This window comes from Mycetocola lacteus (genome assembly GCF_003667575.1).
Classification (GTDB): domain Bacteria; phylum Actinomycetota; class Actinomycetes; order Actinomycetales; family Microbacteriaceae; genus Mycetocola; species Mycetocola lacteus.
In genome coordinates this window covers 641,879-667,825 of the sequence record NZ_RCUY01000005.1, presented here as the reverse complement: position 1 = coordinate 667,825, position 25,947 = coordinate 641,879, and the positions used below count along the sequence as shown (strand labels likewise).

25 protein-coding genes are annotated in these 25,947 nt (G+C 64.7%); 21 read left to right on the top strand and 4 right to left on the bottom strand.

The features are described from left to right. Positions 1-365 precede the first annotated feature (365 nt). The 12 genes from atpB (at position 366) to D9V34_RS08540 (ending at position 11,107) form a co-directional block, all read left to right on the top strand. The gene (atpB, locus tag D9V34_RS08595) at positions 366-1,160 is read left to right on the top strand and encodes a F0F1 ATP synthase subunit A (RefSeq protein ID WP_043321249.1); all 795 of its coding nucleotides are present in this window, start codon (positions 366-368) and stop codon (positions 1,158-1,160) included. Between the two features lie 45 nt (positions 1,161-1,205). Continuing rightward, entirely contained in the window at positions 1,206-1,442 is a 237-nt protein-coding gene (atpE, locus tag D9V34_RS08590; protein WP_030142889.1) for an ATP synthase F0 subunit C, read from the top strand. A gap of 30 nt (positions 1,443-1,472) precedes the next feature. Continuing rightward, a complete protein-coding gene (locus D9V34_RS08585; protein ID WP_121688397.1) occupies positions 1,473-2,030 on the top strand; it encodes a F0F1 ATP synthase subunit B in 558 nt (185 codons plus the stop codon). Positions 2,031-2,034: 4 nt separating this feature from the next. Next, positions 2,035-2,829, top strand: a complete 795-nt coding sequence (locus D9V34_RS08580) for a F0F1 ATP synthase subunit delta (RefSeq protein WP_121688396.1) — start codon at positions 2,035-2,037, stop codon at positions 2,827-2,829. A 56-nt stretch (positions 2,830-2,885) separates the two neighbouring features. Next, on the top strand, positions 2,886-4,496 hold the full coding sequence (gene atpA / locus D9V34_RS08575) for a F0F1 ATP synthase subunit alpha (protein WP_121688395.1): 1,611 nt from the start codon (positions 2,886-2,888) through the stop codon (positions 4,494-4,496). A gap of 3 nt (positions 4,497-4,499) precedes the next feature. Further along, entirely contained in the window at positions 4,500-5,396 is an 897-nt protein-coding gene (locus D9V34_RS08570; RefSeq protein WP_121688394.1) for a F0F1 ATP synthase subunit gamma, read from the top strand. Between the two features lie 31 nt (positions 5,397-5,427). After that, positions 5,428-6,876 (top strand): F0F1 ATP synthase subunit beta, encoded by a 1,449-nt coding sequence (atpD, locus tag D9V34_RS08565; RefSeq protein ID WP_030142894.1) that lies wholly within the window; start codon positions 5,428-5,430, stop codon positions 6,874-6,876. 2 nt (positions 6,877-6,878) lie between these two features. Continuing rightward, on the top strand, positions 6,879-7,142 hold the full coding sequence (locus D9V34_RS08560) for a F0F1 ATP synthase subunit epsilon (protein ID WP_121688393.1): 264 nt from the start codon (positions 6,879-6,881) through the stop codon (positions 7,140-7,142). Positions 7,143-7,173: 31 nt separating this feature from the next. Beyond that, entirely contained in the window at positions 7,174-7,941 is a 768-nt protein-coding gene (yaaA, locus tag D9V34_RS08555; protein ID WP_183091914.1) for a peroxide stress protein YaaA, read from the top strand. 189 nt (positions 7,942-8,130) lie between these two features. Next, positions 8,131-9,153, top strand: a complete 1,023-nt coding sequence (gene add / locus D9V34_RS08550; RefSeq protein ID WP_121688391.1) for an adenosine deaminase — start codon at positions 8,131-8,133, stop codon at positions 9,151-9,153. A gap of 140 nt (positions 9,154-9,293) precedes the next feature. After that, the gene (locus D9V34_RS08545; RefSeq protein WP_121688390.1) at positions 9,294-10,013 is read left to right on the top strand and encodes a hypothetical protein; all 720 of its coding nucleotides are present in this window, start codon (positions 9,294-9,296) and stop codon (positions 10,011-10,013) included. Between the two features lie 179 nt (positions 10,014-10,192). Beyond that, positions 10,193-11,107: a PP2C family protein-serine/threonine phosphatase gene (locus tag D9V34_RS08540; RefSeq protein ID WP_245991966.1), complete on the top strand. Its 915-nt coding sequence runs from the start codon at positions 10,193-10,195 to the stop codon at positions 11,105-11,107. 167 nt (positions 11,108-11,274) lie between these two features. Here the strand turns inward: D9V34_RS08540 and D9V34_RS08535 are convergent, their stop codons facing one another. Beyond that, positions 11,275-12,309 carry an asparaginase gene (locus D9V34_RS08535; protein WP_121688388.1) on the bottom strand — a complete coding sequence of 345 codons (1,035 nt, stop codon included), beginning with the start codon at positions 12,307-12,309 and terminating at the stop codon, positions 11,275-11,277. A 45-nt stretch (positions 12,310-12,354) separates the two neighbouring features. Between D9V34_RS08535 and D9V34_RS08530 the strand changes: the two genes are divergently transcribed. After that, positions 12,355-12,834 carry an OsmC family protein gene (locus D9V34_RS08530; protein WP_121688387.1) on the top strand — a complete coding sequence of 160 codons (480 nt, stop codon included), beginning with the start codon at positions 12,355-12,357 and terminating at the stop codon, positions 12,832-12,834. On the opposite strand, the gene D9V34_RS08525 is transcribed toward D9V34_RS08530, so the two are convergent. Next, positions 12,831-13,583: a lysophospholipid acyltransferase family protein gene (locus tag D9V34_RS08525; RefSeq protein ID WP_121688386.1), complete on the bottom strand. Its 753-nt coding sequence runs from the start codon at positions 13,581-13,583 to the stop codon at positions 12,831-12,833. The genes D9V34_RS08530 and D9V34_RS08525 overlap by 4 nt on opposite strands. Positions 13,584-13,746: 163 nt before the next feature. Between D9V34_RS08525 and D9V34_RS08520 the strand changes: the two genes are divergently transcribed. Together D9V34_RS08520 and dxr are read left to right on the top strand one after the other, a co-directional pair. Next, complete coding sequence (locus tag D9V34_RS08520) at positions 13,747-14,691, top strand: FKBP-type peptidyl-prolyl cis-trans isomerase (RefSeq protein ID WP_183091913.1); 945 nt, start codon at positions 13,747-13,749, stop codon at positions 14,689-14,691. A gap of 3 nt (positions 14,692-14,694) precedes the next feature. Next, on the top strand, positions 14,695-15,774 hold the full coding sequence (gene dxr, locus D9V34_RS08515) for a 1-deoxy-D-xylulose-5-phosphate reductoisomerase (protein WP_121688384.1): 1,080 nt from the start codon (positions 14,695-14,697) through the stop codon (positions 15,772-15,774). Positions 15,775-15,911: 137 nt separating this feature from the next. Here dxr and D9V34_RS08510 read toward each other — a convergent pair whose 3' ends face one another. Continuing rightward, positions 15,912-17,474, bottom strand: coding sequence for a Mur ligase family protein (locus tag D9V34_RS08510; RefSeq protein WP_121688383.1), 1,563 nt, complete (start codon positions 17,472-17,474; stop codon positions 15,912-15,914). Positions 17,475-17,625: 151 nt separating this feature from the next. Here D9V34_RS08510 and D9V34_RS08505 point away from each other — a divergent pair, with 151 nt between their 5' ends. From D9V34_RS08505 to D9V34_RS08485, 5 genes are all read left to right on the top strand, one after another. Next, positions 17,626-19,098 (top strand): M50 family metallopeptidase, encoded by a 1,473-nt coding sequence (locus tag D9V34_RS08505; protein WP_121688382.1) that lies wholly within the window; start codon positions 17,626-17,628, stop codon positions 19,096-19,098. Positions 19,099-19,200: 102 nt separating this feature from the next. Next, a complete protein-coding gene (ispG, locus tag D9V34_RS08500) occupies positions 19,201-20,367 on the top strand; it encodes a flavodoxin-dependent (E)-4-hydroxy-3-methylbut-2-enyl-diphosphate synthase (protein ID WP_030142907.1) in 1,167 nt (388 codons plus the stop codon). A gap of 107 nt (positions 20,368-20,474) precedes the next feature. Continuing rightward, positions 20,475-22,250 (top strand): proline--tRNA ligase, encoded by a 1,776-nt coding sequence (locus D9V34_RS08495; RefSeq protein ID WP_121688381.1) that lies wholly within the window; start codon positions 20,475-20,477, stop codon positions 22,248-22,250. Between the two features lie 165 nt (positions 22,251-22,415). Next, positions 22,416-23,093 (top strand): RNA polymerase sigma factor, encoded by a 678-nt coding sequence (locus D9V34_RS08490; RefSeq protein WP_121688380.1) that lies wholly within the window; start codon positions 22,416-22,418, stop codon positions 23,091-23,093. Further along, positions 23,090-24,115, top strand: a complete 1,026-nt coding sequence (locus tag D9V34_RS08485; RefSeq protein WP_121688379.1) for a CU044_5270 family protein — start codon at positions 23,090-23,092, stop codon at positions 24,113-24,115. The genes D9V34_RS08490 and D9V34_RS08485 overlap by 4 nt, the downstream gene beginning before the upstream one ends. Positions 24,116-24,168: 53 nt before the next feature. On the opposite strand, the gene D9V34_RS08480 is transcribed toward D9V34_RS08485, so the two are convergent. Then, the gene (locus D9V34_RS08480) at positions 24,169-25,368 is read right to left on the bottom strand and encodes an MFS transporter (protein ID WP_121688378.1); all 1,200 of its coding nucleotides are present in this window, start codon (positions 25,366-25,368) and stop codon (positions 24,169-24,171) included. Between the two features lie 89 nt (positions 25,369-25,457). Here D9V34_RS08480 and D9V34_RS08475 point away from each other — a divergent pair, with 89 nt between their 5' ends. Beyond that, the gene (locus D9V34_RS08475; RefSeq protein WP_121688377.1) at positions 25,458-25,943 is read left to right on the top strand and encodes a winged helix-turn-helix transcriptional regulator; all 486 of its coding nucleotides are present in this window, start codon (positions 25,458-25,460) and stop codon (positions 25,941-25,943) included. The last annotated feature ends 4 nt before the right edge of the window (positions 25,944-25,947 follow it).

Genomic DNA, 25,947 nt, shown 5'->3' with positions numbered 1-25,947 from the left:
GACGCGCCACAGCCATCGGGTGTAGGCGCTGAGCAACCCTCAAGACGGGCCGCGGGAAACCGCGGTCCGTCTGCTTTAATGCGACACCGCACCACGCCAAATCGGCTGGATTGCGGCGTGCCGGGGGAGTGCTTTTACACCTGCGCCTCGCCGATTGTGGTTTTCCACACCGTATCCGCAAGAAATTCGGTGGATTTAACAAGCTTGCGGGCGTAATGGGGGGCAAAAATTTGATAGGCTAACTGAAGTTCCCCAGCTGAAGTGTGCAGTTTTTCTGCGTGCCTGGGTGGGGGCGTCCAAACATTCGTCGTCGCGAGAGCTGAGCTCCCCGCCCGAAACAGGAGATAGCGCTGATAGTAAACGCTGTGCACCTGCTGGTCCCGACCGGAAACGAAGACGGTTTCCACGCGCCGTCCATCATGGAGTTCTTCCCAGAGGTCTTCCTCTTTGACGGAACTCCGTTCGCGATCAACCGCATCATGATGGTGCGTTTCATCGCTGTCGCCGCTCTTCTTATTTTGTTCTGGATCGGCACCCGCCGGATGCGAGTCGTCCCGGGTCGCTTCCAGAGCCTGATCGAGATGGGACTCGACCTCGTTCGAGTCAACATTGGCGAGGACCTCCTCGGCAAAAAGGACGCCAAGCGCTTCCTGCCGATCCTCACAACCATCTTCTTTATGGTTCTGTTCCTGAACATCACGGGAGTCATTCCGTTCCTCAACATCGCCGGTACTTCGGTTATCGGTGTCCCGTTGGTTCTTGCCCTGGTGTCTTACATCACCTTCATCTATGCCGGTATCAAGAAGAGCCCGAAGAAGTTCTTCAAGAACTCGCTGTTCCCCGCAGGGGTTCCGTGGCCGGTCTACATCATTGTGACCCCGATCGAGCTCGTCTCGACCTTCGTCATTCGACCGGTCACCCTGACCCTTCGACTGATGATGAACATGGTCGTTGGTCACCTTCTGCTGGTGCTGTTCTTTGCAGCCACGCAGTTCTTCATTTTTGCTGCGGGTGGCCTCTGGCCGCTGCTCGGCATCGGAAGCCTGGCATTCGGCTTTGCTTTCACCCTGTTCGAAATCCTGGTTGCAGTGCTCCAGGCTTACGTCTTCACGCTGCTGACTGCTGTCTACATTCAGCTGGCAGTAGCGGACGAACACTAACCGAGTACGGCAAACGCCTGCTCACCATCACGGAAGGAAACACTCGTGGACGCAACTACCGTTCTCGCTGACATCTCTGGAAACATCGGAACCGTTGGTTACGGTCTCGCTGCTATCGGCCCGGCCATCGGTGTGGGTATCGTCGTTGGTAAGACCATCGAGGGTGTCGCACGTCAGCCCGAGCTGCAGTCGAAGCTCCAGGTTCTGATGTGGATTGGTATCGCCTTTACCGAGGCCCTGGCCTTCATCGGTATCGCTACCTACTTCATCTTCCAGGGTTAATCACCCCCTCGCAGACAATAAGGAGGCATCATGCTTCATGCAGCAGTTTTAGCTTCGGGTGAGGCCACGCCTAACCCGATGCTTCCTGCCCCGTACGACATCGTCTGGTCGTCCGTCTGCTTCATCATCATCCTGATTGCGTTCTGGAAGGTCTTCCTCCCCAAGATGCAGGCAATGCTCGACGAGCGTTCGGCTGCCATCGAGGGCAACATCGCTAAGGCCGACGAGGCCCAGCGTGAGGCAGAGGCAGCACTGGAGAAGTACACGGCTCAGCTGGCCGAGGCTCGTGTGGAGGCTGGAGAAATCCGTGAAGCCGCCCGTGAGGATGGCAAGCAGATCGTGGCCGAGGCTCGTGACCTGGCAACCACCGAGGCGTCGCGGATCACCGCTACCGCCAACGCACAGATCGAGGCAGAGCGTCAGAGCGCCCTGGTTTCGCTGCGCACCGAGGTGGGAACCCTGGCTCTGGACCTGGCCGGCAACGTGATCGGGGAGAGCCTGAGCGACGACAAGAAGGCCGCAGGCCTGGTCGACCGCTTCCTCGCCGACCTCGAGGCCGCTCCGGCCTCGACCGTAGGAAAGAACTAACACAATGGGTAGCGCAACCAGAGAAGCACTCGCCGCAGGAACGCAGGCACTGCAGGCGACCGGCGCGGTGGACCAGAACACGGCCACCGAGCTGTTCGCTGTGGGTCGTGCAATTGATTCCAGTGCCCAGCTGCGCGCGCTGCTCGCGGACCCGGCTGCCGAAGCCGCGGTCAAGGTAGCGGCTACGGAGCGCATCTTCGCGAAGGCGGTGAGCGCCACGACCCTCGGTCTGGTGAACTCCGTTGTCGCGCAGCGCTGGTCCACTTCGGTGGACCTGCTCGAGGGCATCGAAGACCTCGGGCTCCGTGCCGCCGCCGTTTCGGCCGGTGCCGAGGCCCCGATTACGAGCGAACTCTTTGAGTTCGGTCAGGTCGTGGCCTCGGACGCCGAGCTGGAACTCGCACTCGGCTCCAAGCTGGGTACGGCAAAGGACAAGGCCGCAGTGGTCACCAAGCTGCTTGAGGGCAAGGCTCTCCCGCAGACCGTGGCCATCGTGGAGCACCTTGTGGCTCAGCCCCGTGGTCGTCGGATCCGTGAGCTGCTGCGTACCGCGGCCGCTACGGTCGCCGATCAGCAGGGCTTCGCCATCGCCACCGTGACCAGCGCCGTTCCGCTGAGTGACGCCCAGGTTGAGCGGCTCTCCGCCAGCCTCAGCGCACAGTATGGTCGCAGCCTTCGGGTGAACAAGATCATCGACCCGACCATCATTGGTGGCCTTCGGGTTCAGATCGGCGACGACGTGTTCGACGGAAGCGTTTCGACGCGTCTGTCGGAACTCCGACTTCAGCTTGCTGGCTAGCACAGCCAGACAAATTCGCAGGAGACCTTATCGTCTCCGCACAGATAGGGAAGAAGATGGCAGAACTTACGATCAGCCCCGACGAGATCCGTGATGCTCTCAAGGACTTCGTATCGGCATACGAGCCCGGCTCGGCCTCCAAGACCGAGGTGGGCCACGTGGTTGACGCCGCGGACGGCATCGCTCACGTTGAGGGCCTCCCGGGCGTAATGGCTAACGAGCTCATCCGTTTCGCGGATGGCACGCTTGGTCTCGCCCAGAACCTCGACGAAAACGAGATTGGTGTTGTTGTTCTCGGTGAGTTCGGCGGCATCGTCGAGGGCCTCGAGGTCACTCGCACCGGTGAGGTTCTCTCCGTTCCGGTTGGTGACGGCTACCTGGGTCGCGTTGTTGACCCGCTGGGTAACCCCATTGACGGTCTCGGTGAGATCGCTACCGACGGTGTCCGCGCCCTCGAGCTCCAGGCTCCCGGCGTGATGCAGCGTAAGAGCGTGCACGAGCCCATGATGACCGGTATCAAGGCTATTGACGCCATGATCCCCGTCGGTCGCGGTCAGCGTCAGCTGATCATTGGTGACCGTCAGACCGGTAAGACCGCAATCGCGATCGACACCATCATCAACCAGAAGGACAACTGGGCAACCGGTGACCCCTCGAAGCAGGTTCGCTGCATCTACGTAGCAATCGGCCAGAAGGGCTCCACCATCGCCTCGGTGAAGGGTGCCCTGGAAGAGGCCGGCGCGCTGGAGTACACCACCATCGTGGCGTCCCCCGCATCCGACCCCGCAGGTTTCAAGTACCTCGCTCCGTACACCGGTTCGGCCATTGGTCAGCACTGGATGTACGACGGCAAGCACGTCCTCATCGTGTTCGATGACCTCTCCAAGCAGGCCGAGGCCTACCGTGCCGTGTCGCTGCTGCTGCGTCGTCCGCCGGGGCGTGAGGCTTACCCGGGTGACGTCTTCTACCTGCACTCCCGTCTGCTTGAGCGTTGTGCCAAGCTCTCCGACGAGCTGGGTGCCGGTTCGATGACCGGTCTGCCGATCATCGAGACCAAGGCAAACGACGTCTCCGCATACATCCCGACCAACGTGATCTCGATCACCGACGGTCAGATCTTCCTCCAGTCGGACCTGTTCAACGCGAACCAGCGCCCGGCAGTGGACGTGGGTATCTCCGTGTCCCGTGTGGGTGGTGACGCTCAGGTCAAGTCGATCAAGAAGGTCTCCGGTACCCTCAAGCTCGAGCTGGCTCAGTACCGTTCGCTGGAAGCCTTCGCGATGTTCGCTTCGGACCTGGACGCCGCTAGCCGTCGTCAGCTGGCCCGTGGTGCACGCCTGACCGAGCTGCTCAAGCAGCCGCAGTACTCGCCGATGCCGGTCGAGAACCAGGTCGTTTCGATCTGGGCCGGTACCAACGGCAAGTTCGACACCGTTCCGGTGGAGGACGTTCTGCGCTTCGAGAAGGAGCTGCACGACTACCTGGCTCGCAACACCGAGGTTCTGAAGACCCTCCGCGAGACCAACGTGCTTGACGACGACACTCGTGACGCACTGTCGGCCGCTGTTGACGCATTCTCCAAGGAGTTCATCGCCAAGGGTGAGCACGACGAAGAGGTAGTCGAAGCGGAAAACGACCAGGAAAAGATCGTCAAGGGACGTCGCTAACCCATGGGTGCACAGCTCCGGGTCTACACGCAGAAGATTAAGTCTGCGCAGACGACCAAGAAGATCACTAAGGCGATGGAGCTGATCGCCGCGTCCCGTATTCAGAAGGCGCAGGCGCGCGTGGCGGCTTCCGGGCCGTACTCGCGGGCCATCACCCGTGCGGTGTCCGCGGTGGCAACGTACTCCAATGTGGAGCACGTTCTCACCACGGAGCCCACCGAGATCAAGCGTGCCGCGGTGGTTGTATTCACCTCGGACCGCGGTCTCGCCGGTGCCTTCAACTCGCAGATTCTGCGGGAGGCCAACGACCTGACCGAAGAGCTTCGTGCTGAGGGCAAAGAGGTGATTCACTTCGCTTACGGACGTAAGGCCGTTGCGAACTTCACCTTCCGCAAGCAGCCGCTCGCCGGTCAGTGGGTTGGCGAGGCCGAGAACCCGACCTTCGCCGCGGCGAAGGAGATCGGTGAGGCCCTGCTGGAGTCCTTCCTGAAGGATGAGGCAGACGGTGGCGTGGACGAGATCCACCTCGTCTTCAACCGCTTCGTGAGCATGATGACGCAGACCCCTCAGGTTCTGCGCCTGCTGCCGCTCGAGGTTGTTGAGGGTGTGGAGGCTCCGGACAAGTCCGAGGTTCTCCCGCTGTACGAGTTCGAGCCCGACGCCGCGACGGTTCTGGACGCCCTGCTCCCGGTATACATCGAGAGCCGGATCTTCAACGCCCTCCTGCAGTCGGCTGCCGCAAAGCACGCTGCCACGCAGAAGGCCATGAAGTCCGCCTCCGATAACGCCGACAAGCTCATTACCGACTACACCCGACTGCGTAACAACGCACGTCAGGCGGAGATCACTCAGCAGATCTCCGAAATCGTTGGTGGAGCAGACGCCCTGGCGTCCTCCTAGAAGTTTTTCGAGAACGAGAGAGAAGAAAGCTATGACAACCACCGCCGATGCCACGGCGACCGAGCAGACCGCCGTTGTCGGTCGTGTCGCTCGCGTCACCGGCCCGGTCGTTGACATCGAGTTTCCGCACGATGCGATCCCCGGGATCTACAACGCGCTGAAGACCGAAATCACGATCGGTGACGAGACCACCACCCTGACCCTTGAGGTCGCCCAGCACCTGGGTGACGACCTGGTTCGCGCCATCGCCCTGAAGCCGACCGACGGTATCGTCCGCGGCCAGGAGGTTATCGACACCGGTCTGCCGATCTCCGTACCCGTTGGTGATGTCACCAAGGGTAAGGTGTTCAACGTTCTGGGCGAGGTCCTGAACGGTGACGCCATCGAGGTTTCCGAGCGCTGGCCCATCCACCGCACCCCGCCGCCCTTCGACCAGCTCGAGTCCAAGACTCAGCTGTTCGAGACCGGTATCAAGTCGATCGACCTGCTGACCCCCTACGTACAGGGTGGAAAGATTGGTCTGTTCGGTGGTGCCGGTGTGGGTAAGACCGTTCTGATCCAGGAGATGATCCAGCGCGTGGCGCAGGATCACGGTGGTGTGTCGGTCTTCGCCGGTGTGGGTGAGCGTACCCGTGAGGGTAACGACCTGATCCACGAGATGGAAGAAGCGGGCGTGTTCGACAAGACCGCGCTTGTGTTCGGCCAGATGGATGAGCCGCCGGGGACCCGTCTCCGCGTGGCACTGTCCGCCCTGACCATGGCGGAGTACTTCCGCGATGTTCAGAAGCAGGACGTGCTGCTCTTCATCGACAACATCTTCCGATTCACCCAGGCGGGTTCGGAGGTGTCGACCCTGCTGGGCCGTATGCCTTCGGCCGTGGGTTACCAGCCGAACCTCGCGGACGAGATGGGCCTCCTGCAGGAGCGCATCACCTCGACCCGTGGTCACTCGATCACCTCGCTGCAGGCGATCTACGTGCCGGCCGATGACTACACCGACCCGGCTCCGGCGACCACCTTCGCCCACCTGGACGCCACCACCGAGCTGTCGCGTGAAATCGCGTCGAAGGGCCTCTACCCGGCCATCGACCCGCTGACCTCGACCTCGCGGATCATGGACCCGCGTTACTTAGGTGAGGACCACTACCGCGTGGCCACCACGGTCAAGTCGATCCTGCAGAAGAACAAGGAACTCCAGGAGATCATCGCGATCCTCGGTGTTGACGAGCTCTCCGAGGAAGACAAGATCACCGTGTCGCGTGCACGTCGGATCGAGCAGTTCCTGTCGCAGAACACCTACATGGCGAAGAAGTTCACCGGTGTTGAGGGTTCGACCGTTCCCCTGCGCGAGACCATCGAGTCCTTCGATGCCATCGCCAAGGGTGAGTTCGACCACGTCGCCGAGCAGGCCTTCTTCAACGTCGGTGGTATCTCCGACGTTGAGGCCAAGTGGGCTCAGATCCAGAAGGACAACGCCTAATCATGGCCGTTCTTTCCGTCAGTGTTGTTTCGGCTTCCCACGAGGTGTGGACAGGCGAAGCGAAGCAGGTCGTAGCTCGTACCGTCGAGGGTCAGATCGGTATTCTTGCCGGTCACGAGCCGCTGCTGGCCATTCTGGCCAGCGGTGAGGTTCGGATCACCCTCGAAAACGGCGAGAAGATCGTTGCTCAGGCGGACGGTGGATTCCTCTCGGTTGAGCACAACTCCGTGAGCATCGTCGCCGGCGCTGCCTCGCTCGTCGGCTAGTTCGCCCGCTTCACCCCTACGACCCGCCCCCGTGTTTATTCTGCTGCCTCCCTCGGAGACCAAGCGGCAGGATGAACCGGGGGCGGTGTCGTTTAACGAGGACCTCTATTCGGGGCTTCGTTTCCCTGAGCTGGGGATTGTACGCCAGGAGCTGGTGGCCGATCTGGAGCTTCTCTGCGCGGATCCGGTGGCCGCCGCCGCGGCTCTCAAACTCGGCGCTCGGCTGGCGGGGGAGGTGGCGCTCAACACCGCGCTGGAATCCGCCCCGCGCCTGCCCGCGCTGGAGCGCTACACCGGGGTGCTGTTTGACCCCATCGAGGCCCCCACGCTCTCGCGTGCCGAGCGCACCTGGGCGGCCGCGCACATTCTGATTCAGTCGGCCCCGTTTGGGCCGGTGGGCGCGATGGACCCGCTGCCCAACTATCGACTCTCGGCCACCGCAAAGGTGCCGCCGACCACACTCAAGAAGCGCTGGGCAGCTGCGGGCGCGGCCGCCCTGGCCTCCCTGCACGGCTTTGTGCTGGACCTGCGCTCGGAAGCGTATGTGGCGCTCTCGCCGCTGGCCGCCACCGGCAATCACGCCTATCTGCGCGTGGTCGCCGCTCCTGAGCCGGGGCAGAGCACGCCGGGCAACGCCCTCAACCACTTCAATAAGAAGACAAAGGGCTTGCTGGTGGCCCGGCTCCTGGCCACCCGTCCCGGCTGCCGCAATGCCGCGCAGTTTGTCGAATGGGCAACCGAGCAGGGTTTCACCGCGTCGATTGCCGAGGGTGAGATTCGGTTCGAGGAGCTGCGGTAGGGGCAGGACCACCGGTAGGGTTCCCTGCCTCGGTTACTGACTGCCCGATCCGCTTCGCGGCGCCGCGGTCGGACGTGCAGGCAGGGTTTCGCGGCATGTGTTGCCGAATAGACTGGTTATGCGTCCGGGATGCCGAGCTTGTTGCGTCCCGGAACCCCCACGCACATCTCATACCCAGGAGCTCGTTTCATGACCGATCTTGTTGCCTTCGCCCACGGCCTACCCAAGGCCGAACTGCACCTCCACCTCGAGGGCACCCTCGAACCCGAACTGAAGTTCGCCCTCGCCGCCCGCAACGGCATCGAGCTGGCCGAGAAGACCGTGGAGGAGGTCCGTGCGACCTATAACTTCCACGACCTGACCAGCTTCCTCCAGGTCTACTACCCGGCCATGGGCGTGCTGCAGACCGCCGAAGACTTCCGTGACCTCGCCTACGCCTACCTGAAGAAGGCCGCGAGCCAGGGGACCCGGCACGCCGAGATGTTCTTCGACCCGCAGGCCCACACCTCGCGGGGCGTCCCGTTTGCGCACGTCATCGGCGGCTACCGCCAGGCGATCATCGAGGCACGCGCCGAGTTTGGCATCCAGGGTGAACTGATTCTGTGCATCCTGCGTGATTTCTCCGCCGAGTTTGCGATGGCGACCCTGATGGAGGCGCTGCCCTATAAGGATTGGATCCTGGGCCTCGGGCTCGACTCCGATGAGCGCGGCAACCCGCCGGCCAAGTTTGCCGCCGTGTTCGCCCGGGCCAAGGCCGAGGGGTTCCTGCTGACCATGCACTGCGATATCGACCAGGAGGGTTCGATCGAGAACATCCGCCAGGTCATCGAGGATATCCAGGTGGACCGGATCGACCACGGCACCAATATCGTCGAGAACGATGAGCTGGTTGAGGCCGCCAAGGCTCGCGGGCTGGGTTTCACGACCTGCCCGATCTCCAACTCGTTTGTGACCGACCAGATGAAGTCCGATGAGATTGTTGCGCTGCTGCGTCGTGGTCTCAAGGTCACCATCAACAGCGATGACCCCGCCTACTTCGGTGGGTACGTGGCCGACAACTATGTGGCGCTGGCCGAGAAGGCCGACCTGGGCATCGAGGAGCTCGCGCAGCTCGCCCGGAACTCGTTTGAGGCCTCCTGGCTCACCCCGTTCCGTCGTGATGCCTACCTTGCCGAGGTGGACGCCTACGTGGCGGCTCACACGGCCTCCTAGCCGCCGCAGGCACCGTGTAACGCCCGCGTCTCTCCTCGGGGAGCCGCGGGCGTTTTCCACAGGGCCGTCGGGCACCCAAGTTATCCACAGAGTGGGCAGCGGGTGGCGCGAGAACGCCTGCTCCGGGTGAGGCTGTGAACATGAAAATCTTTCACGCACACACGCCCGATGCCTTTCTGCGCGTACTTCCTCGGCTCCTCGGGGATGCCCCGCGACGCTGCATCCTGCTGGTCGCCTTCGCCGAGGGGCACACCTGCGGGTTGCTCCGCTTCGATCTGCCCCGCCGGTCGGGGCAGACCGATGTCTACGATGGCGCCTTTGGCCTTCTCGGTGCGGCGGCGCGGAGCCCCTCCGCAGCATCGGGAGACCCCGGCGAGGCCGAGCATCGACACCTCACGGAGGCCGAGCATCGAAACCTCACGGAGGCCGAGAGAGGGCCGGGAGATCCTGTGAGCGCCAAGACGGGGTCGAATGATACTCCGGAGGTTGAGCCGGGTCCGCCCGCGGAATCCACCGGGTCCGCGGATTCCAGCGGGTCCGCGGATCCCGAGCAGGAGTGGGCGCGGGCCCTGGACAATCGCGCTCGGGCGATGATCGGGGTTTTTTGCCGGATCCCACACGCCGACTCCATTCTGCCCGTGGTGTACACCGACCGGTCGATTGGCCGGATCCGCGCCGCGAGTTCGCTGCCCTGGCGAGATTTTGTGGGCGAGGTGTTGACCCATGCGGAGATCGCCGGCTACACGGTGCGGGATGCACTGGTGGTGTCGGGGGCACACTGGGGACACTATTTGGCCGCGCCCGGGACGCGGGCGGTCCAGCGATTGGGTCTACCCACCGAGGCATCCCCCGATGGATAATGCGTCCTTGGGGTGAGTCGGTGGCCAATTCTCAGCAAAACCGGTACCTTCTGACATACCCTAGCCCGGTTCAAAGTCGCGCGTCGGGGCTGAACCTCGATAGACTCATCGAACGAGGAAACAATACTCGGTGCCAATGTGTCGCCGGTTGCGAGAACAATTGGCCGAAAGGAATCCACGTGAGCGAGCTTGACGTGCATAGCGGCTCGTACCGTGTTCCCCGATCTGAGGGCGCAGACCTCATCATCCGATGGGCGAGCGCAACCGATACCGGTCGAAAGCGCGAGGTCAATCAGGACGCCTTGATCGCCCGCTTCCCCCTGTTTGTTGTTGCCGACGGAATGGGTGGACATGAGGCTGGCGAGGTTGCCTCGGCCGCCGTTGTTGACCACCTCGGGTCTCTCCTGGACAGCGGGGCAACCGTGACTCGGGAAAACCTCGAAAACTCCCTCCGCGGTGCGGTGCATCAGATGGCCGAGGCCGTCGGGCCCTCCGAGCTGGGCACGGGAACCACCATCACCGGTGTTGTGTACGCCGGGGCCGGTGCAGCCGAGAGCCAATGGTCGGTGCTCAACATCGGCGACTCGCGGGTCTACCGCCTTGCCGAGGGGCGTCTGGACCAGATCACCGTCGATCATTCAATCGTCCAAGAACTGCTTTCCGCGGGTGCGATCAGCCCCGCCGAAGCCGAAAACCACCCGCACGGCAACGTCATTACCCGGGCGGTGGGACTCAATGAAGATCCCATTCCCGACTACGTGACCGTGCGTACCTCACCCGGGGCACGCTGGGTCGTCTGCTCCGATGGGCTCACCAAGGAACTCACCGACTACGGCATCCAGCACTTCCTGGAAAACTCGGAAACCCCCGCCGACGCCCTCCTGGCCATGTTTACGGCTGCCCTGGGCAACGGTGGACGGGACAACATCTCGGCCATCGTATTCGACGAGCTGCTCGATGATGCGAGTGTCGCCGCCGAGACTCCGAATACACCCGCGAGCTCATCGGATGTCTCGACCCAGGCGCCTGCGGACGAGGCAACCAGCGCGGCTGCGGCAGCCAATCCCGCCGTCACCGCAACCGTAAACGACTAAAACCGCGGTGAGAACCTAATCGCGACCGCAAGCCACTGTGCTGCAACTGCAACTGCAACTGCAACTGCAACTGCAACCGCAACCGCAAACGACTGAACTGCGACCAGAACTGCAGGCGCCTGCCGCACATCCACCGGCGGGTGCCCGTGGACGCGCCTGCTGCCCCGCTACGGGCGTGCGATCAGCGGGGAGACCCGAATGTCGCCGACGACCGCGCCGCCGCCGGAGAGGTGCAGCGGAAGCCGGGTGAGGGTTTCCGCGACGTCCGCGGGATCCAGTGCGCCGGCATCGGCCAGCAGGGTCAGCGCGACCAGGGCACCGGCCCGGGCACTACCGTCAAGGATCTTCACGGCCGCAGTGGTGCCATCGGGGGCCGAAACCACCATGACACCCTCGGCACCGGTCTTGGCGAAGGCACCGTGACGGTCGGCGATGATCGTATCCGGGCGGCCCGGGCCATCGATGCCCCAGGCATCGGCGAGAACCGCGTCCACCAGGATGCCCGCGTTGCGGTACAGCGCGAACGGGGAGGAGGCCGAGGAGGTTCGAATCCGGGCGTAACCGCGGGCGAGTCCGGCCAGTGAAATTGCGAAGACCGGGGCACCGCAGCCATCCACGCCGGTAGCGACCGGACGCTCGCCACAGAAACGCTCAATCACGTCGCGCACCTGCTGCTGTACCGGGTGCTGGGGATCCAGATAGCTCTCCACCGGCCAGCCGTTCTGCGCGCAGGCCAGCAGCATCGCCGCATGCTTGCCCGAGCACTCCATGTAAATCGGTGCCGGCTCGACGTTGTCCCGAAGTAGTTCGGTCCGGGTCGCGTTATCGCGGGGCAGCGCGGGAGGGCACTGCAGCGCGGCCTCGGTCAGACCCGCCTGCGCGATCATGCTGCGCACCACCTGGATGTGGCGCTGGGTGCCCGCATGGCTCGCGGTGGCCAGTGCGGCGGCGGCCGAGCGCAGACCCACGCCGGCGTTCATCATGGCGATCGCCTGGAAGGGCTTGAGGGTAGAGCGGGGGAAGATCGGTGCGTCGGGATCCCCGATCGAGCGGACCACCTCGGCGTGCTGGTTGAGCACGATCGCCGAACCCGCATGACGGGACTCCACAAAGCCGCTTCTCACCACCTGCGCCAACTCGACGGCGCGCGCGGCGCTAAAGGTTTCAGCACGAATCGGGGAGGCAGCTTCGGAAGTAGTCACCGATCCAGCGTACCCGGGATGACGGGCTCGTGTCAGAATGACACCATGATCGGAGAACACAACTATCTCGTCCGGGTCACCTGGGACGGCAATCGCGGTACCGGCACATCCGGTTACCGGGACTACGATCGCGACCTCACGGTGCGAATTGACGGGAAACCCGACGTGCTGGGCTCCTCGGACCGACCGTTTCGCGGCAACGCCACCCGCTGGAATCCCGAGGATCATCTCCTGACGGCGCTCTCGGAGTGTCACCTGCTCAGCTACCTCCACGCGGCCGTGACCGCGGGAGTCGTGGTGACCGACTACGTGGATGAGGCTCGTGGCACCATGCGCGAGGACGGACGCGGCGGGGGAGCGTTCACCGACGTGCTGCTCTCCCCGGTGGTCACCGTGGCCGATGCGAGCATGGTCGAGGCCGCCCGCGCCGCCCATGTCGAGGCCAACCGGATGTGCTTTATCGCAAACTCGGTGAACTTCCCGGTGCGGCATGAGGCCAAAATCCTGGTGGCCGAGACGCGCTAGAGGCGCTCGCGGCGCCACAGGGCGCGCTTGGCCTTCTCGATAATGTCGTGGGGCGGCGACTCGTTGTACTCGTTGGCGAGCTCCTGCTCACTCAGCGCGTGAATCGCGGCCATGATCTCGTCGGTGGCCAGGCGGCGTGCCCGTCCGCTGTTGGCGGCACCGTGAACCGAGACGTCGATGGGCTCGCCATAGCGAATCTTGACCTTGGCAAAGCGGGGAATCTTGGCGCCCACCGGCATCATCTTATTCGTGCCGATGAGTCCCACCGGAACCACCTTCGCGCCGGTGGTCAGCGCGAGCCAGGCGACGCCGGTGCGGCCCTTGTACAGGCGGCCATCCAGCGAGCGGGTGCCCTCGGGGTAGATCGCGAACGCGTTGCCGCCCTCGAGGATCTGGCGTCCCTGCTCGAGAGCCTCCTGCGCCGCCTGTCCGGCCCCGCGGCGCACTCCGACGGCACCGATCGAGGTGAAGAACATCTTCGAGAACCAGCCCTTGACGCCGGTGCCTTCAAAGTATGCGGACTTAGCTAGGAACTGGACCCGGCGCGGTGCCAGGACCGGGATCACGATGCTGTCGATAAAGGAGAGGTGGTTGCTCGCGATGATCACGGGCCCCTCCAGCGGAACGTTCTTGGTGCCCTCGATCTTGATCCGGTACACCATTTTGGCGAGCGGAAACATGATCGCTCGGCCCAGATGGTAGACAAAACCCGGGCGCTGAAGCGGCTCGTTCGGCGTGTTCTCGGTCATTAGATTGAGGGTACTAGGGTCCACATGCCCGCCGGGTTATGTTCTCGGCGCGGCGTTAACCTGGGCATTTCGTGCATCGGCAGTGCACATCTCAGCAACGTCAGGCAGACTGGTACGCGGTGGCATGTTCACATGCCCGTCGATCGCAGAGAAAGTTATCCGAGTGAAAATTCGTTCCAGCCTTGCCCTTGCCGCCGCGGTATCCGTCCTTCTGGTCGGCTGCACGAGCACGTCCAACACCGCCGATGTCGAAAAGGGGTGTGTCACCTTCCCGACCGGAAAGCAGCTGGATTCGGCCAAGATTGGCGATAACTTTGGCAAGGAGCCGAAGATCGACATTGCCAAGGGCACCAAGGTTGAGGCCTCGCAGTCGCGCGTGATCGTTGAGGGCAAGGGCGAGAAGGTTCGCCCCAATGACACCGCCGTCGCCGACATTTCGCTCTACAACGCGACCACCGGCGAGTTCGCATTCAAGGCCCCCTACAACGGTCAGGGCAGCAACTCGGTGCAGATCAACGAGCAGCTGATCGAGAGCATCAGCGCCGCCGTGGGCTGCCACACCGTCGGATCGCGTGTGGCCGTGCTGGCCGCTCCCAAGGACCTGTTTGGTGCCCAGGGCAACGAGCAGCTGAAGATCGGCAAGGATGACTCGGTCCTGGTTGTCGCCGACATCATCTCCAACGAGAAGGCCCCCAAGGCGCGCGAGCTCAAGGGTGACTACAAGGACGCTCCCAAGGTCGAGTTCCCCGGCAACGGCGAGGCCCCCAAGGTGACCCTGCCGGACACCAACCCGCCCAAGGAACTGACGATCGAGGTTCTGGAGAAGGGTGATGGCCCGGTCATCGCCGAGACCGACTCGCCCAAGCTGCAGACCCTGGGCCTCAACTGGAACACCGGAGCGACCTTCCAGAAGTTCGACTCGGTACTCGACATCGCCGCCAACGGCTACGTCCCCGGCTTCTCCAAGGCCATCGTCGGCCAGACCAAGGGCTCCAAGATTCTGGCTATCCTGCCCCCGGCCGACGGCTACGGTGCCGGCGGTAACGCCCAGGCCGGAATCGGCGGCAAGGACACCATCGTCTTTGTGATCGACATCGCAAAGGACTAGTTCGTGCGTAAGGTCATTATTCTCGGGTCGACCGGATCGATCGGCACCCAGGCCCTGGATGTGATCCGAGCCAACCGGGAACGTTTTGAGGTTGTCGGACTGATCGCCGGAACCGACCGGGAAACCCTGGACGCGCAGGCGGCCGAGTTCGGTGTCGAGCACACCGGGCTCGGCGTTGCCGCAGCCGAGGAAATGATTCGGGATGTGGAAGCCGATGTGGTGCTCAACGGCATCACCGGTTCGATCGGCCTGGGGCCGACCCTCGCCGCCCTGCGTGCCGGGCGTACCCTGGCATTGGCCAATAAGGAGTCGCTGATTGTCGGGGGAGACCTCGTCAACGACCTGGCGGCTCCGGGCCAGATTGTCCCGGTAGATTCCGAGCACTCGGCCATCGCCCAGGCTCTGCGCGGCGGTGCCGCCCACGAGGTGCGGCGTCTGGTTCTCACCGCATCGGGTGGTCCGTTCCGGGGACGCAGCCGTGAGTCTCTGGCGGGGGTCACCCCGGCCGAAGCCCTGGCGCACCCCACCTGGGATATGGGCCTGATGGTCACGACCAACTCCTCGACCCTGGTCAATAAGGGGCTCGAGGTCATCGAGGCGCACCTGCTATTCGGGGTGCCCTATGACCGGATCGACGTGGCCGTGCACCCGCAGTCGATCGTGCACTCGATGGTTGAGTTCATCGACGGCTCGACCCTCGCCCAGGCCTCCCCGCCGGACATGCGCCTGCCGATCTCGCTCGGCCTGGACTGGCCGAACCGGGTCGCCGGGGTGGGGGCGCCGCTGGATTGGACCACCGCCCAGACCTGGACGTTTGAACCGCTGGATAACGCCGCCTTCCCGGCGGTCGAGCTGGCAAAGACCGTGGGCCGTGCGGGGCTGAGCTACCCGGCCGTGTACAACGCGGCCAACGAGCAGGCGGTCCTGGCCTTCCACGCGGGAGCACTGGACTACCTGGGGATCATCGACACCGTGCGTGCGGTCGTGGAAAAGCATGAGGCCGAGGACACGCTGACCCTGGAGTCGCTGGCCGAGGCCGAGCGCTGGGCTCGGGCGACGGCGGATGCGCTGATCGCCGGTTAGTCGCGCGGATCTGCGGCGGGCACGCGCCCGCCGCAGGGTCGAGCGGGCAGCAACAGCATCGCCGGCAGCAGCAACGCCGGCAACACAAAGCCGGTCACCTCCCACGGAGGTGACCGGCTTTGTGTTGCTCTGTGAGGCTAGGCGCCGTAGCCGTGCTCGCGCAGGGCCTGACGCGCCTCCTCAGCCACATCGAAGGGACGCTCCACGCCGTCCACATCGCGGTAGTCCTGGGAAGCCAGTCCACACCAGAGGATGGTGTCGGTGGCTCCCGCTCGCTCAACCGCCGCGCGGATCGCCTTCTCGGGGTTGGGAACCTCGAGAATGCGGTCGGCGGTCACCCGGGTGCGGGCACCGGCGATCAGGGCCGCGCGAATCTCGCCCGGGTTTTCCTTTCGGCTGTGGTGATCGGTGATGATCAGCAGGTCGCTGCCATCGGCGGCCGCGGCGCCCATGTCGCCACGCTTGCTGGCATCGCGGTCCCCATCGGCACCGGCGATCATGATGACCTTGCCCGCGGTGACCTGACGGACCGCATGCAGCGACTTCTCGATCGCGTCGGGGGTGTGCCCCGAATCCACAAACACGGTGGGGCCGCTCTCGCCCGAGACTCGCACCAGACGCCCGGGCAGCTGGGCGTTGATCTGACCGTCGGCGGCCAGCGCGCTACCGATTGTGGCCAGCGACAGTCCCGCCTCGGCGAGCATCGCGATCGCCAGCCCGGCATTGGAGGCCATGTGGGCACCGATCAGCGGAATCCGAGTGCGCAGGGCACCCAGAGCGGGGTGGTCCACCCGGAACTCGGTAAAGCGCGGGTTTTCGTTCTCGATGGTGACCATCCAGTCGGCCACGATGCCCGGTGCCAGGACCCCGGTGGTCCCGATCGTGGTGACCGGGATGCGGGCCCCGTCGCGCACAGCGAGGCCCGCCGGAGTGTCCAGGCACACCACCGCGCGCCGCGCATACTCGGGGGTGAAGAGTTCCTGCTTGGCGGCGAGGTAGTTGTCCATCGTGCCGTAGTCATCGAGGTGGTCGTGGCTGAGGTTGGTGAAGCCCACCACGTCAAAGTGCACGCCGTCGATGCGGTGTCGGGTGAGCGCGTGTGCGGAGACCTCGATGATCGCCGCATCCACGCCGGCCTCGATCATGGTGCCCAGCAGCGCGTGCACCTCGGGGGCCTCGGGGGTGGTCAGGTGGCTGATCACCGCCTGGTCACCGATGCGGCGCTCGGCGGTCGAGCTGAGCCCGGTGATCAGGCCCAGCTGGCGCATGATCGCGTCGAGGAAGTGGGCGGTGGAGGTTTTGCCGTTGGTTCCGGTGATCCCCAGCGTCAGCGCGTGCAGGTCCGCGGTCCCGTACACGCGTCCGGCGAGCTTGCCGGCGAAGGAGCGCGGGTTCTCGGCGCTGACCAGCAGCGGCAGGTCCACGTTTTTCTCCCGCACCAGGGCCGCTCCGGCCGCATCGGTGAGGATCGCCACGGCACCGCGTTCGCGCGCCTGATCGGCAAAGGCCGCCCCGTGGAAACGCGCCCCGGGCACGCCGAGGAACAGGTCTCCGGGCTCAACCTCGGCGGCGGACATGCTCACGCCGCGCGCGCTGATCTCGCCGCCGTGATCGTCCGGGCCGGGTTCGCCGGGCACGAGGGTCACAATCTCGCTCAGGAGTTCGGTCAGTGGCAGGGATACACGCTGTTGGGGTCTCACCCGTCTATCGTCTCACGCGCGGCCGATTTCGCGCGGGCGCTCGCCGAATGCGGTGGTGTCCGATCCGCGGTGCGACGGGAAAGTGGGGGCATAAGGAACGCACAGCCGATCATCCAGGTTTTCCCAGCGGTGTGCGGGGTAGGGTTATCTGGTGATTACGGTCTTGCTCTACATTCTTGGCATCGTGGTGATCCTGATCGGTCTGGCGATCTCGATCGGTCTCCATGAGGTCGGCCACCTGCTGCCCGCGAAGCTTTTCGGGGTCAAGGTGACCCAGTACATGGTGGGATTTGGTAAGACCATCTGGTCGCGCAAAAAGGGCGAGACCGAGTACGGCGTCAAGATGCTGCCCCTGGGTGGTTATATCTCGATGATCGGAATGTTCCCACCCGGTAAGGACGGAAACGTCCGCGACTCGACCACCGGGTTCCTACAGACCCTCTCGGATGAGCGTCCCACGCTGCACCGCAGCCACGGTGAATCCGAAACCGCCGCCGATACGCTGTCGCCCTCCGCCGAGGCGCTTGCCCAGGCGGATATCCCCGCCGAGGCCGGGGTGCCCGATGGGCGTCGCCGCTTCTTCGATCAGCTCGTTCAGGATGCCCGCGACTCCAGTGCCGAGACCATCGGTGAGGGGGAGGACCACCGCGCGTTCTACCGCCTGCCGGTCTGGAAGCGGATCATCATCATGCTGGGTGGTCCGCTGATGAACCTGTTCCTGGCGGTGCTGTTTATGTCGATCGTGGTGATGGGCTTCGGACTGCCGCAGTCCTCCACGACGATCGAAACCGTCAACGCCTGCGTGGTGCCCGCCGGGTCCACGGCCACCGAGTGTGGTCCGGATTCGGCCCCCTCGCCCGGTGCCGAGGCCGGGCTCAAGCCCGGAGACAAGCTGGTGTCGCTGGACGATACCGCGATCACCTCCTGGACCCAGGCCACCGAGATCATCCGGGTGTCTCCTGGTAAGACCCTCAACCTGGTGGTCGAGCGCCAGGGCACCGAGGAAACCCTCAAGCTCACCCCCTTGCTGACCAAGCGCTATGTGCTGGATGCGCAGAACCGTCCGGTCAAGGAGGCCGATGGCAAGTACAAGACCGAGGAGGTCGGGTTTGTGGGCATCGGCCCCGGAACCGAGACCGTGCAGGGCTCCTTCGGGGATGTGTTCCCGCTGATCGGCAACAACATCGGGGCCGTGGCCAACACGATTGTGCACCTGCCCCAGCGCCTCTACGACGTGGCCGTGGCCGCATTTGGTGGCGGCGAACGTGACCCCAACGGTCCGCTGAGCGTGGTGGGCGTGGGCCGGATCGCCGGCGAGGTGGTTTCGAACCACAACATCACCGACAGCAATAAGGCGGCGTTTGTTTTCAACCTGCTGGGCTCGCTGAACGTCGCGCTGTTTGCGTTCAACCTGATCCCGCTGACGCCGCTGGATGGTGGCCACGTAGCGGCCGCCCTCTGGGAGGGGTTGCGTCGTCGCATTGCCAAGCTGTTTGGCCGTCCGGATCCCGGCCCGGTGGATGCGGCCAAGTTGATGCCGCTGACGATGGCCGTGGCCGGGATCTTCCTGGTGATGACGGTGCTGTTGGTGTTCGCCGACCTGGTCAACCCGGTTCGCTTCTAACACCCGCCAGGCATACCGGTCGTTCGCTCTGGGCGTGTGGTGGTGACCCCAAGCTGAGTGCCATCCGGGAGTTTGACGGGGGTGAGGGCGTAAGATATCGACGTGGCTGCAATTAATCTAGGTCTTCCCAAGGTCCCCGAAACCCTCGCTCCGCGACGCAAGTCGCGGCAGATCAAGGTGGGTAAGGTCCTCGTGGGCGGTGACGCTCAGGTGAGCGTCCAGTCGATGACCACAACTCCGACAACCGATATCAACGCAACCCTGCAGCAGATCGCCGAGCTCACCGCGAGCGGATGCGACATCGTGCGGGTCGCCGTGCCGAGCCGAGACGACGCCGCGGCGCTGCCGATCATCGCGATGAAATCGCAGATTCCGGTCATCGCGGACATTCACTTCCAGCCGAACTACGTGTACCAGGCCATCGACGCCGGGTGCGCCGCGGTTCGGGTGAACCCGGGTAACATCCGGAAGTTTGACGACCAGGTGGGCGAGATCGCCCGTCGCGCCAAGGCCGCCGGGGTTTCGCTGCGGATCGGTGTGAACGCCGGATCGCTGGACCCCCGCCTGCTGCAGAAGTACGGCAAGGCCACCCCCGAGGCCCTCGTGGAGTCTGCGGTGTGGGAGGCCAGCCTCTTCGAGGAGCACGACTTCCACGACTTCAAGATTTCGGTCAAGCACAACGACCCGATCGTCATGGTCAAGGCCTACCGCCTGCTGGCCGAGCGGGGCGACTGGCCGCTGCACCTCGGTGTGACCGAGGCCGGTCCCGCCTTCCAGGGCACCATCAAGTCCGCAACCGCGTTCGGCATCCTGCTGGGCGAGGGCATCGGCGACACCATCCGCGTCTCGCTGTCGGCCCCGCCGGCCGAGGAGGTCAAGGTGGGCCTGCAGATCCTGCAGTCGCTGAACCTGCGCGAGCGCAAGCTGGAGATCGTCTCCTGCCCGAGCTGTGGCCGTGCCCAGGTGGACGTCTACACGCTCGCCGAGCAGGTCACCGAGGGCCTGAAGGACATGAGCGTTCCGCTGCGCGTGGCCGTGATGGGCTGCGTCGTGAACGGTCCGGGCGAGGCTCGTGAGGCCGACCTGGGTGTAGCTTCCGGTAACGGTAAGGGCCAGATTTTTGTGAAGGGTGAGGTCATCAAGACCGTGCCCGAGGCCCTCATCGTCCCGACCCTGATCGAGGAGGCCAACCGCCTCGCCGCCGCAATGCCGGTGGCCGAGGGCGGCGGCACCGGTAACGTGCAGGTCATGGTGGGCCCCAAGGGCTAACCCCTCCACTTCATCGCGAAACCCGCGCCCTCCTCGGAGGGCGCGGGTTTTGTAGTTTTGAGGAAACACCGGACCCGGAGTCCAGTCCGGCGCGCTAGCATGGGAACGTGGTTACGCGACTTTCAAACTATTTCCTTCGTACGCTCCGTGAAGACCCCTCCGATGCGGAGGTGAAGAGCCATCGACTGCTGGTGCGCGCCGGATATATCCGACGCCAGGCTCCGGGTATCTTCGCCTGGCTGCCACTGGGGCTCAAGGTGAAGGCGAAGGTCGAGGCGATCGTCCGCGAGGAGATGGCCGCCGCCGGTGCCCACGAGGTGCACTTCCCCGCACTGCTGCCGCGCGAGCTGTATGAGGCCACCGGTCGTTGGGACGAGTACGGCGACAACCTCTTCCGCCTGAAGGACCGCAAGGGCACCGATATGCTCCTCGCCCCGACTCACGAGGAGGCCTTCACCGCGCTGGTCAAGGACCTCTACGGCTCCTATAAGGACCTCCCGGTCACCCTGTACCAGATCCAGGACAAGTACCGCGACGAGGCACGTCCCCGCGCCGGCCTGCTGCGCGGCCGCGAGTTCACCATGAAGGACGCCTACTCCTTCGACCACACCGACGCCGGCCTCGAGGCCAGCTACCAGGTGCAGCGTGACGCCTATGAGCGCATCTTCACCCGCCTGGGCCTCGAATACGTGATCGTGCAGGCCGACGCCGGGGCGATGGGTGGCTCGCGTTCCGAGGAGTTCCTGCACCCGACCGTGATCGGTGAGGACACCTTCGTGCGTTCCGCCGGTGGGTACGCCGCAAACGTCGAGGCCTACGTGACCGAGGTTCCCGCCGAGATCGCGATCGAGGGTCAGCCCGCCGCCTCGGTGTTTGACACCCCAGACAGCGAGACCATCGAGAAGCTGGTGGCCGCCGCCAACGCCGACCACCCCCGCGCCGATGGCCGCGAGTGGACCGCCGCCGACACCCTGAAGAACGTGGTGCTGAAGCTCACCAACCTCGACGGCTCGACCGAGCTGCTCGTGGTGGGTCTGCCCGGCGACCGCGACGTGGACCTCAAGCGCGTCGAGGTGGCCGTGGCCCCCGCCGATGTTGACCCCGCCGAGGCCGAGGACTTCGCCAAGAACCCGGGCCTGGTCAAGGGCTATATCGGTCCGTGGTCGCCCGCCGGTGCCGTGCTCGGCGAGGAATCCGCCACCAAGATCCGCTACCTACTCGACCCCCGCGTGGTGGCCGGCACCAGCTGGATCACCGGTGCCAACGAGGCTGGAAAGCACGTGTTTGGTCTGGTGGCCGGGCGTGACTTCACCGCCGACGGCACCATCGAGGCCGCCCAGGTTCTCGCCGGTGACCCCGCACCCGACGGCTCCGGCCCGGTCGAGCTCGCCCGCGGTGTGGAGATCGGCCACGTCTTCCAGCTCGGACGCAAGTACGCCGAGGCCCTGGGCCTCAAGGTGCTCGACGAAAACGGCAAGCTGGTGACCGTCACCATGGGTTCCTACGGCATCGGTGTGACCCGTGCCCTGGCCCTGCTGGCCGAGCTGAACTCCGACGATAAGGGCCTCGCCTGGACCACGGAGATCGCCCCGTTCGACCTGCACATCATCGCCACCGGTAAGGACTCGGCCGTCTTCGAGGCAGCCGAGACCGCCGTGGCCGACCTCGAAAAGCACGGCTTCGACGTGCTGTTCGATGACCGTCCCAAGGTGTCCCCGGGTGTGAAGTTCGGCGATGCCGAGCTGCTGGGTGTCCCCACCATCGTGATCTTCGGCCGTGGCGTTGCCGACGGCGAGGTTGAGCTGTGGGACCGCCGCACCGGCGAGCGTACCCCGATCAAGATCGAGGAGCTGACCGCCGCCCTGGTGGCCGCCCGCGGCTAAGCCTCGACACATCTTCACCGCCGTATCCGACCGGATGCGGCGGTGAAGTGTTTAACCGTGAGAGGATTTCGGGGGTTTTGACACTACGGGGTATGAACGCAAACAGCAGGTGGGAAGAGTCGCGTCGGGGAAGCCCCCGAGACGCGACGTGCACGGGGGCAGCTCATGGTTGATACGCAAATGATCCGGCCGCCCGGGATGCGGGCACAGGAGTCGTCATCCGATGCCGCCGATGGCGTCCACGGCGATCCCGGTGCTCCGATCATCGGAACCCCCAGCCCGGCCGATGCCGAGGCGGTGGCCGACCCGGTCACGGACTTTGTTTCCGGTGACCGCCGGGCATTCGACACGATCTACCGCACGCATGTGCGGGCCGTCTATCGATACGCCTGGCATATGCTCGGCACCGAACACGAGGCCGAGGAGCTGACCCAGGACGTGTTTGTGCTCGCCTGGGAGAAGCGCGCCAAAATCCGGGTGGTGGACACCTCGGTGCTGCCCTGGCTGCTGGTGAGCTGCCGAAACCTGGGGCTCAACCGGATCCGTTCGAGAAACACCGGGCGTGCCCGTTTCGCCGAGATCGACGATGAGCGCGCGGGGCCCACGGCCCCCTCGGCCGAGCGGGTCGCGTTGGATGCGGCGCTGGCCGCCGAGATCCAGGCGGCGGTGGAGGAACTCTCCGAACTCGACCAGATGCTCTACTACCTGTGCATCGATGAGGGCCTCGGCTACGACGTAGCGGCCCGCCATCTCGGCACCACCAACGGTGTCGTCCGTAACCGTCTGTCGCGGTTGCGACACAAACTTCGACTTCGTCTCAACCCGATGGGGGACCCCTCATGAACACCACGCTTGGACCCGACACCGACCTGATCGAGCGGATGCGCGCCCGCATTACCGAACGTACCGACCCGGCGACGGCCCCCGCGGTACGACGAGTGCGCGTGCTGAGCCCGCGCCGCCCGCTGGTGTGGGGTGTGGCGGCGGCACTTGCCGTCACCGGCACCGTCGTCGCCGATGTGGTGTTTTCTCCCGGACAGCAGGGAGCGGAGGCTCGTGCGGCGCAACTATTGGAGCGTGCGGCTGACATCTCGATTCGCACCTCCGATCCGGTACTGGCACCGGGGCAGTTCCTGAAGATCGATGATGCTCAAACGACCTATTCGGGTCCGCCCGCGGATAGCCCGCAGGTTGGGCATTGGCAGGCCACCAACCGCATCATCACCTATGTGCCCGCGGATGGGGGTAACTCCTGGATGGTGGTGCGTACCCAGCTCCCGCCCGCGGATATCGTGGGTGGAACCGAGGCGGAGGCCGATGCGGCGCGGCAGTTTGCCAGCGATACCGAGGCCGATTCGCCGCTGCACGGAGTCTTTACCGGGACCAACGGTCGGGGTGACTACTACGCCCCGACCGGGGGAGACTTCTCCATCTATCCGCGCAATGTGGACCTGCTCTACACCTACTTTGATCTGACGGTTCAGGGGTCAAGCTCGCATAATCAGGCGATCTGGGTAGGGGTGAACGACCTGTTGCGTGAGGCCACGGTACCGGCGGATCTGCGAGCGGCGCTGTATCGGGTGCTTGCCCGGATCCCGGGTGTGAGCGTGCAGGAGAACTCGGTGGAGCTCGGTGGGCGCACCGGAGTCGCATTCACCCGGGTGGATCAGGCTTCGATGGTGAACCAGCGCGAGGAGCTGATCGTGGACACCGAAAGCGGTCAGGTGATCGGAACCCGCACCGTCCTGCTCCAGCCGGAGGAAGCGAGGAACATCCCGGCTGGCACGGTGGTCTACAGCAACAGCATCCACACCAGCGTGGTGGACGGGCTGCCGGATACCTCCACGTTCCCGAATATCGACTAGACACCATTATGGCCGCCGTTCCGTTCGGAGCGACGGCCATTGTGGTGTACGGGTTAGGCCGCGGCGGCCACCTCGGGGGAGGGGGTGGTGAGACGGCGGGCGGAGATCATCATGACCAGGAAGATCAGCGTGTAGGAGATCGCACCAACCAGGAGCGCGGTGCGGATGCCCGAGCCGGTGGTGATTGCGCCGAGGATCGGGGCCGCGCCACCCTGGAAGACATAGCCGATCAGGTACCCACCGGAGACCATGCTGGCGCGATGCTTGGGGGCGGCGAAGCGAGTGAGGATGGTCAGCCCGGCGGTGAACGAGAGTCCGTAGCCGAGCCCGGCCAGGGCCGAGGCGACAAAGTACAGGGCGAGGCTCGGGACGCTGCCGGTCAGATCAAACAGCCACAGCCCGATGATCAGGGTGATCCCGGCGGTGAAGGTCAGCGAGCGCACGTGCCAGGTGCGGGTCAGCAGGGATCCGGCGGCCACCATGACCGGGAAGATCGCCATCAGGGATCCGGTGACCAGGGCGTTGTTTGATCCGGCCAGGGTGTGGGCGATCTGCGCGCCCAGCGGGAGGATCAGCGCGCCGCACAGGTAGGCGGCGCTGATCGTGAGAGCCCCGATCCCAAACAGCTTGCGCGAGCCCCGGGGGATCGCGATCGGGCGCACCCGCCAGCGTCCGGCGGGCTCGGCGGGATTGTGGCGCGGGAGGGCGGTCGCGAAGACAAAGACCACCAGGGTTACCGCGGCCAGCACAAAGAAGTTGAGGTGCAGTGGCAGGGGTGCGTACTGAATCAGCGCGCCGCCAACCAGGGTCGAGAGGGCGAGACCCACGGCGGTCGCAGTGGTAGTGACCGAGCCCGCACTCTCCTTCTTACCCGGAGCCGCGAACTCAACCATCGCCACGCTCGCCGGGCTGAGGGCCAACCCGACGCCGGCTCCGATGAACAGCCGGGCGATGATCAGCCAGGCGTAGCCCGGGGCGAAGGCGAATACCAGGGTGCCGATGATCTGGGCACCGAGGCCCAGCAGGATCGTGTTGCGGCGGCCGATGTAGTCGGAGAGGTTTCCGAAGAGGACCAGGACCACGATCAGCATGGCCGGGTAGGCCGAGAAGATCCAGGTGGCGTCCGCGGAGCTGATGCCCCACTGCGCCTCGTAGAGCGGATAGGCGAGGGTGGGTGCGGCGCTGGACCAGAGCGCGAGGGCCGCGACGGCGGCCGCGGTCCAGAAGCTGGCGCGGGATGACAGGGTGGGCATGGTGTCCTAACAAACGAGTGCTGAGTAGTAAAAAACAATCTAGATCACCTAAGTAGATTTTTGCAACTCAGGTGGGTAAACTTTTTGTTATGACCGGCCACACGCAGTCCCCAGATCCCACGCTTGATCCCGAGCTGTGCCCCGTGCACCGCAGCCTGGAAATCGTCGGGGATCGCTGGACCATGCTGATCCTGCGCCGCGCCCTGCTGCGCGGGACCACCCGCTTTGCCGACTTCCGCGACGGGCTGCATATTGCCCCGAACATCCTCACCGACCGTCTGGGCAAGCTCGTGGATGAGGGCATCATGGAGCGTCACGGCTACCGCGAACCCGGCTCGCGCGAACGCTTCGAGTACGTGCTGACCGAGGCCGGACGCGAGTTCAACATGCTGGTGAGCGCGCTCGCCGGTTGGGGTGCCAGGAATCGGCCGCTGGAAAACAGTCGCCGGGTGGATGCCTACACGCTGGATGATCAGCAGCCGGTGGAGCTGGCCTACGTGACCCCGGAGGGCGAGCGGGTGGATCCGCAGCGGGTTTCCACCCGTCGACGGGACCTCGGAGAGAATCCGCGCTAGCCGT

Coding starts and splice junctions, on each gene's coding strand:
- D9V34_RS08585 (WP_121688397.1), top strand. CDS start 1,473: ATGCTTCATGCAGCAGTTTTAGCTTCGGGTGAGGCCACGCCTAACCCG.
- D9V34_RS08580 (WP_121688396.1), top strand. CDS start 2,035: ATGGGTAGCGCAACCAGAGAAGCACTCGCCGCAGGAACGCAGGCACTG.
- atpA (WP_121688395.1), top strand. CDS start 2,886: ATGGCAGAACTTACGATCAGCCCCGACGAGATCCGTGATGCTCTCAAG.
- D9V34_RS08570 (WP_121688394.1), top strand. CDS start 4,500: ATGGGTGCACAGCTCCGGGTCTACACGCAGAAGATTAAGTCTGCGCAG.
- atpD (WP_030142894.1), top strand. CDS start 5,428: ATGACAACCACCGCCGATGCCACGGCGACCGAGCAGACCGCCGTTGTC.
- D9V34_RS08560 (WP_121688393.1), top strand. CDS start 6,879: ATGGCCGTTCTTTCCGTCAGTGTTGTTTCGGCTTCCCACGAGGTGTGG.
- add (WP_121688391.1), top strand. CDS start 8,131: ATGACCGATCTTGTTGCCTTCGCCCACGGCCTACCCAAGGCCGAACTG.
- D9V34_RS08545 (WP_121688390.1), top strand. CDS start 9,294: ATGAAAATCTTTCACGCACACACGCCCGATGCCTTTCTGCGCGTACTT.
- D9V34_RS08530 (WP_121688387.1), top strand. CDS start 12,355: ATGATCGGAGAACACAACTATCTCGTCCGGGTCACCTGGGACGGCAAT.
- D9V34_RS08525 (WP_121688386.1), bottom strand. CDS start 13,583: ATGACCGAGAACACGCCGAACGAGCCGCTTCAGCGCCCGGGTTTTGTC.
- D9V34_RS08490 (WP_121688380.1), top strand. CDS start 22,416: ATGGTTGATACGCAAATGATCCGGCCGCCCGGGATGCGGGCACAGGAG.
- D9V34_RS08485 (WP_121688379.1), top strand. CDS start 23,090: ATGAACACCACGCTTGGACCCGACACCGACCTGATCGAGCGGATGCGC.
- D9V34_RS08480 (WP_121688378.1), bottom strand. CDS start 25,368: ATGCCCACCCTGTCATCCCGCGCCAGCTTCTGGACCGCGGCCGCCGTC.
- D9V34_RS08475 (WP_121688377.1), top strand. CDS start 25,458: ATGACCGGCCACACGCAGTCCCCAGATCCCACGCTTGATCCCGAGCTG.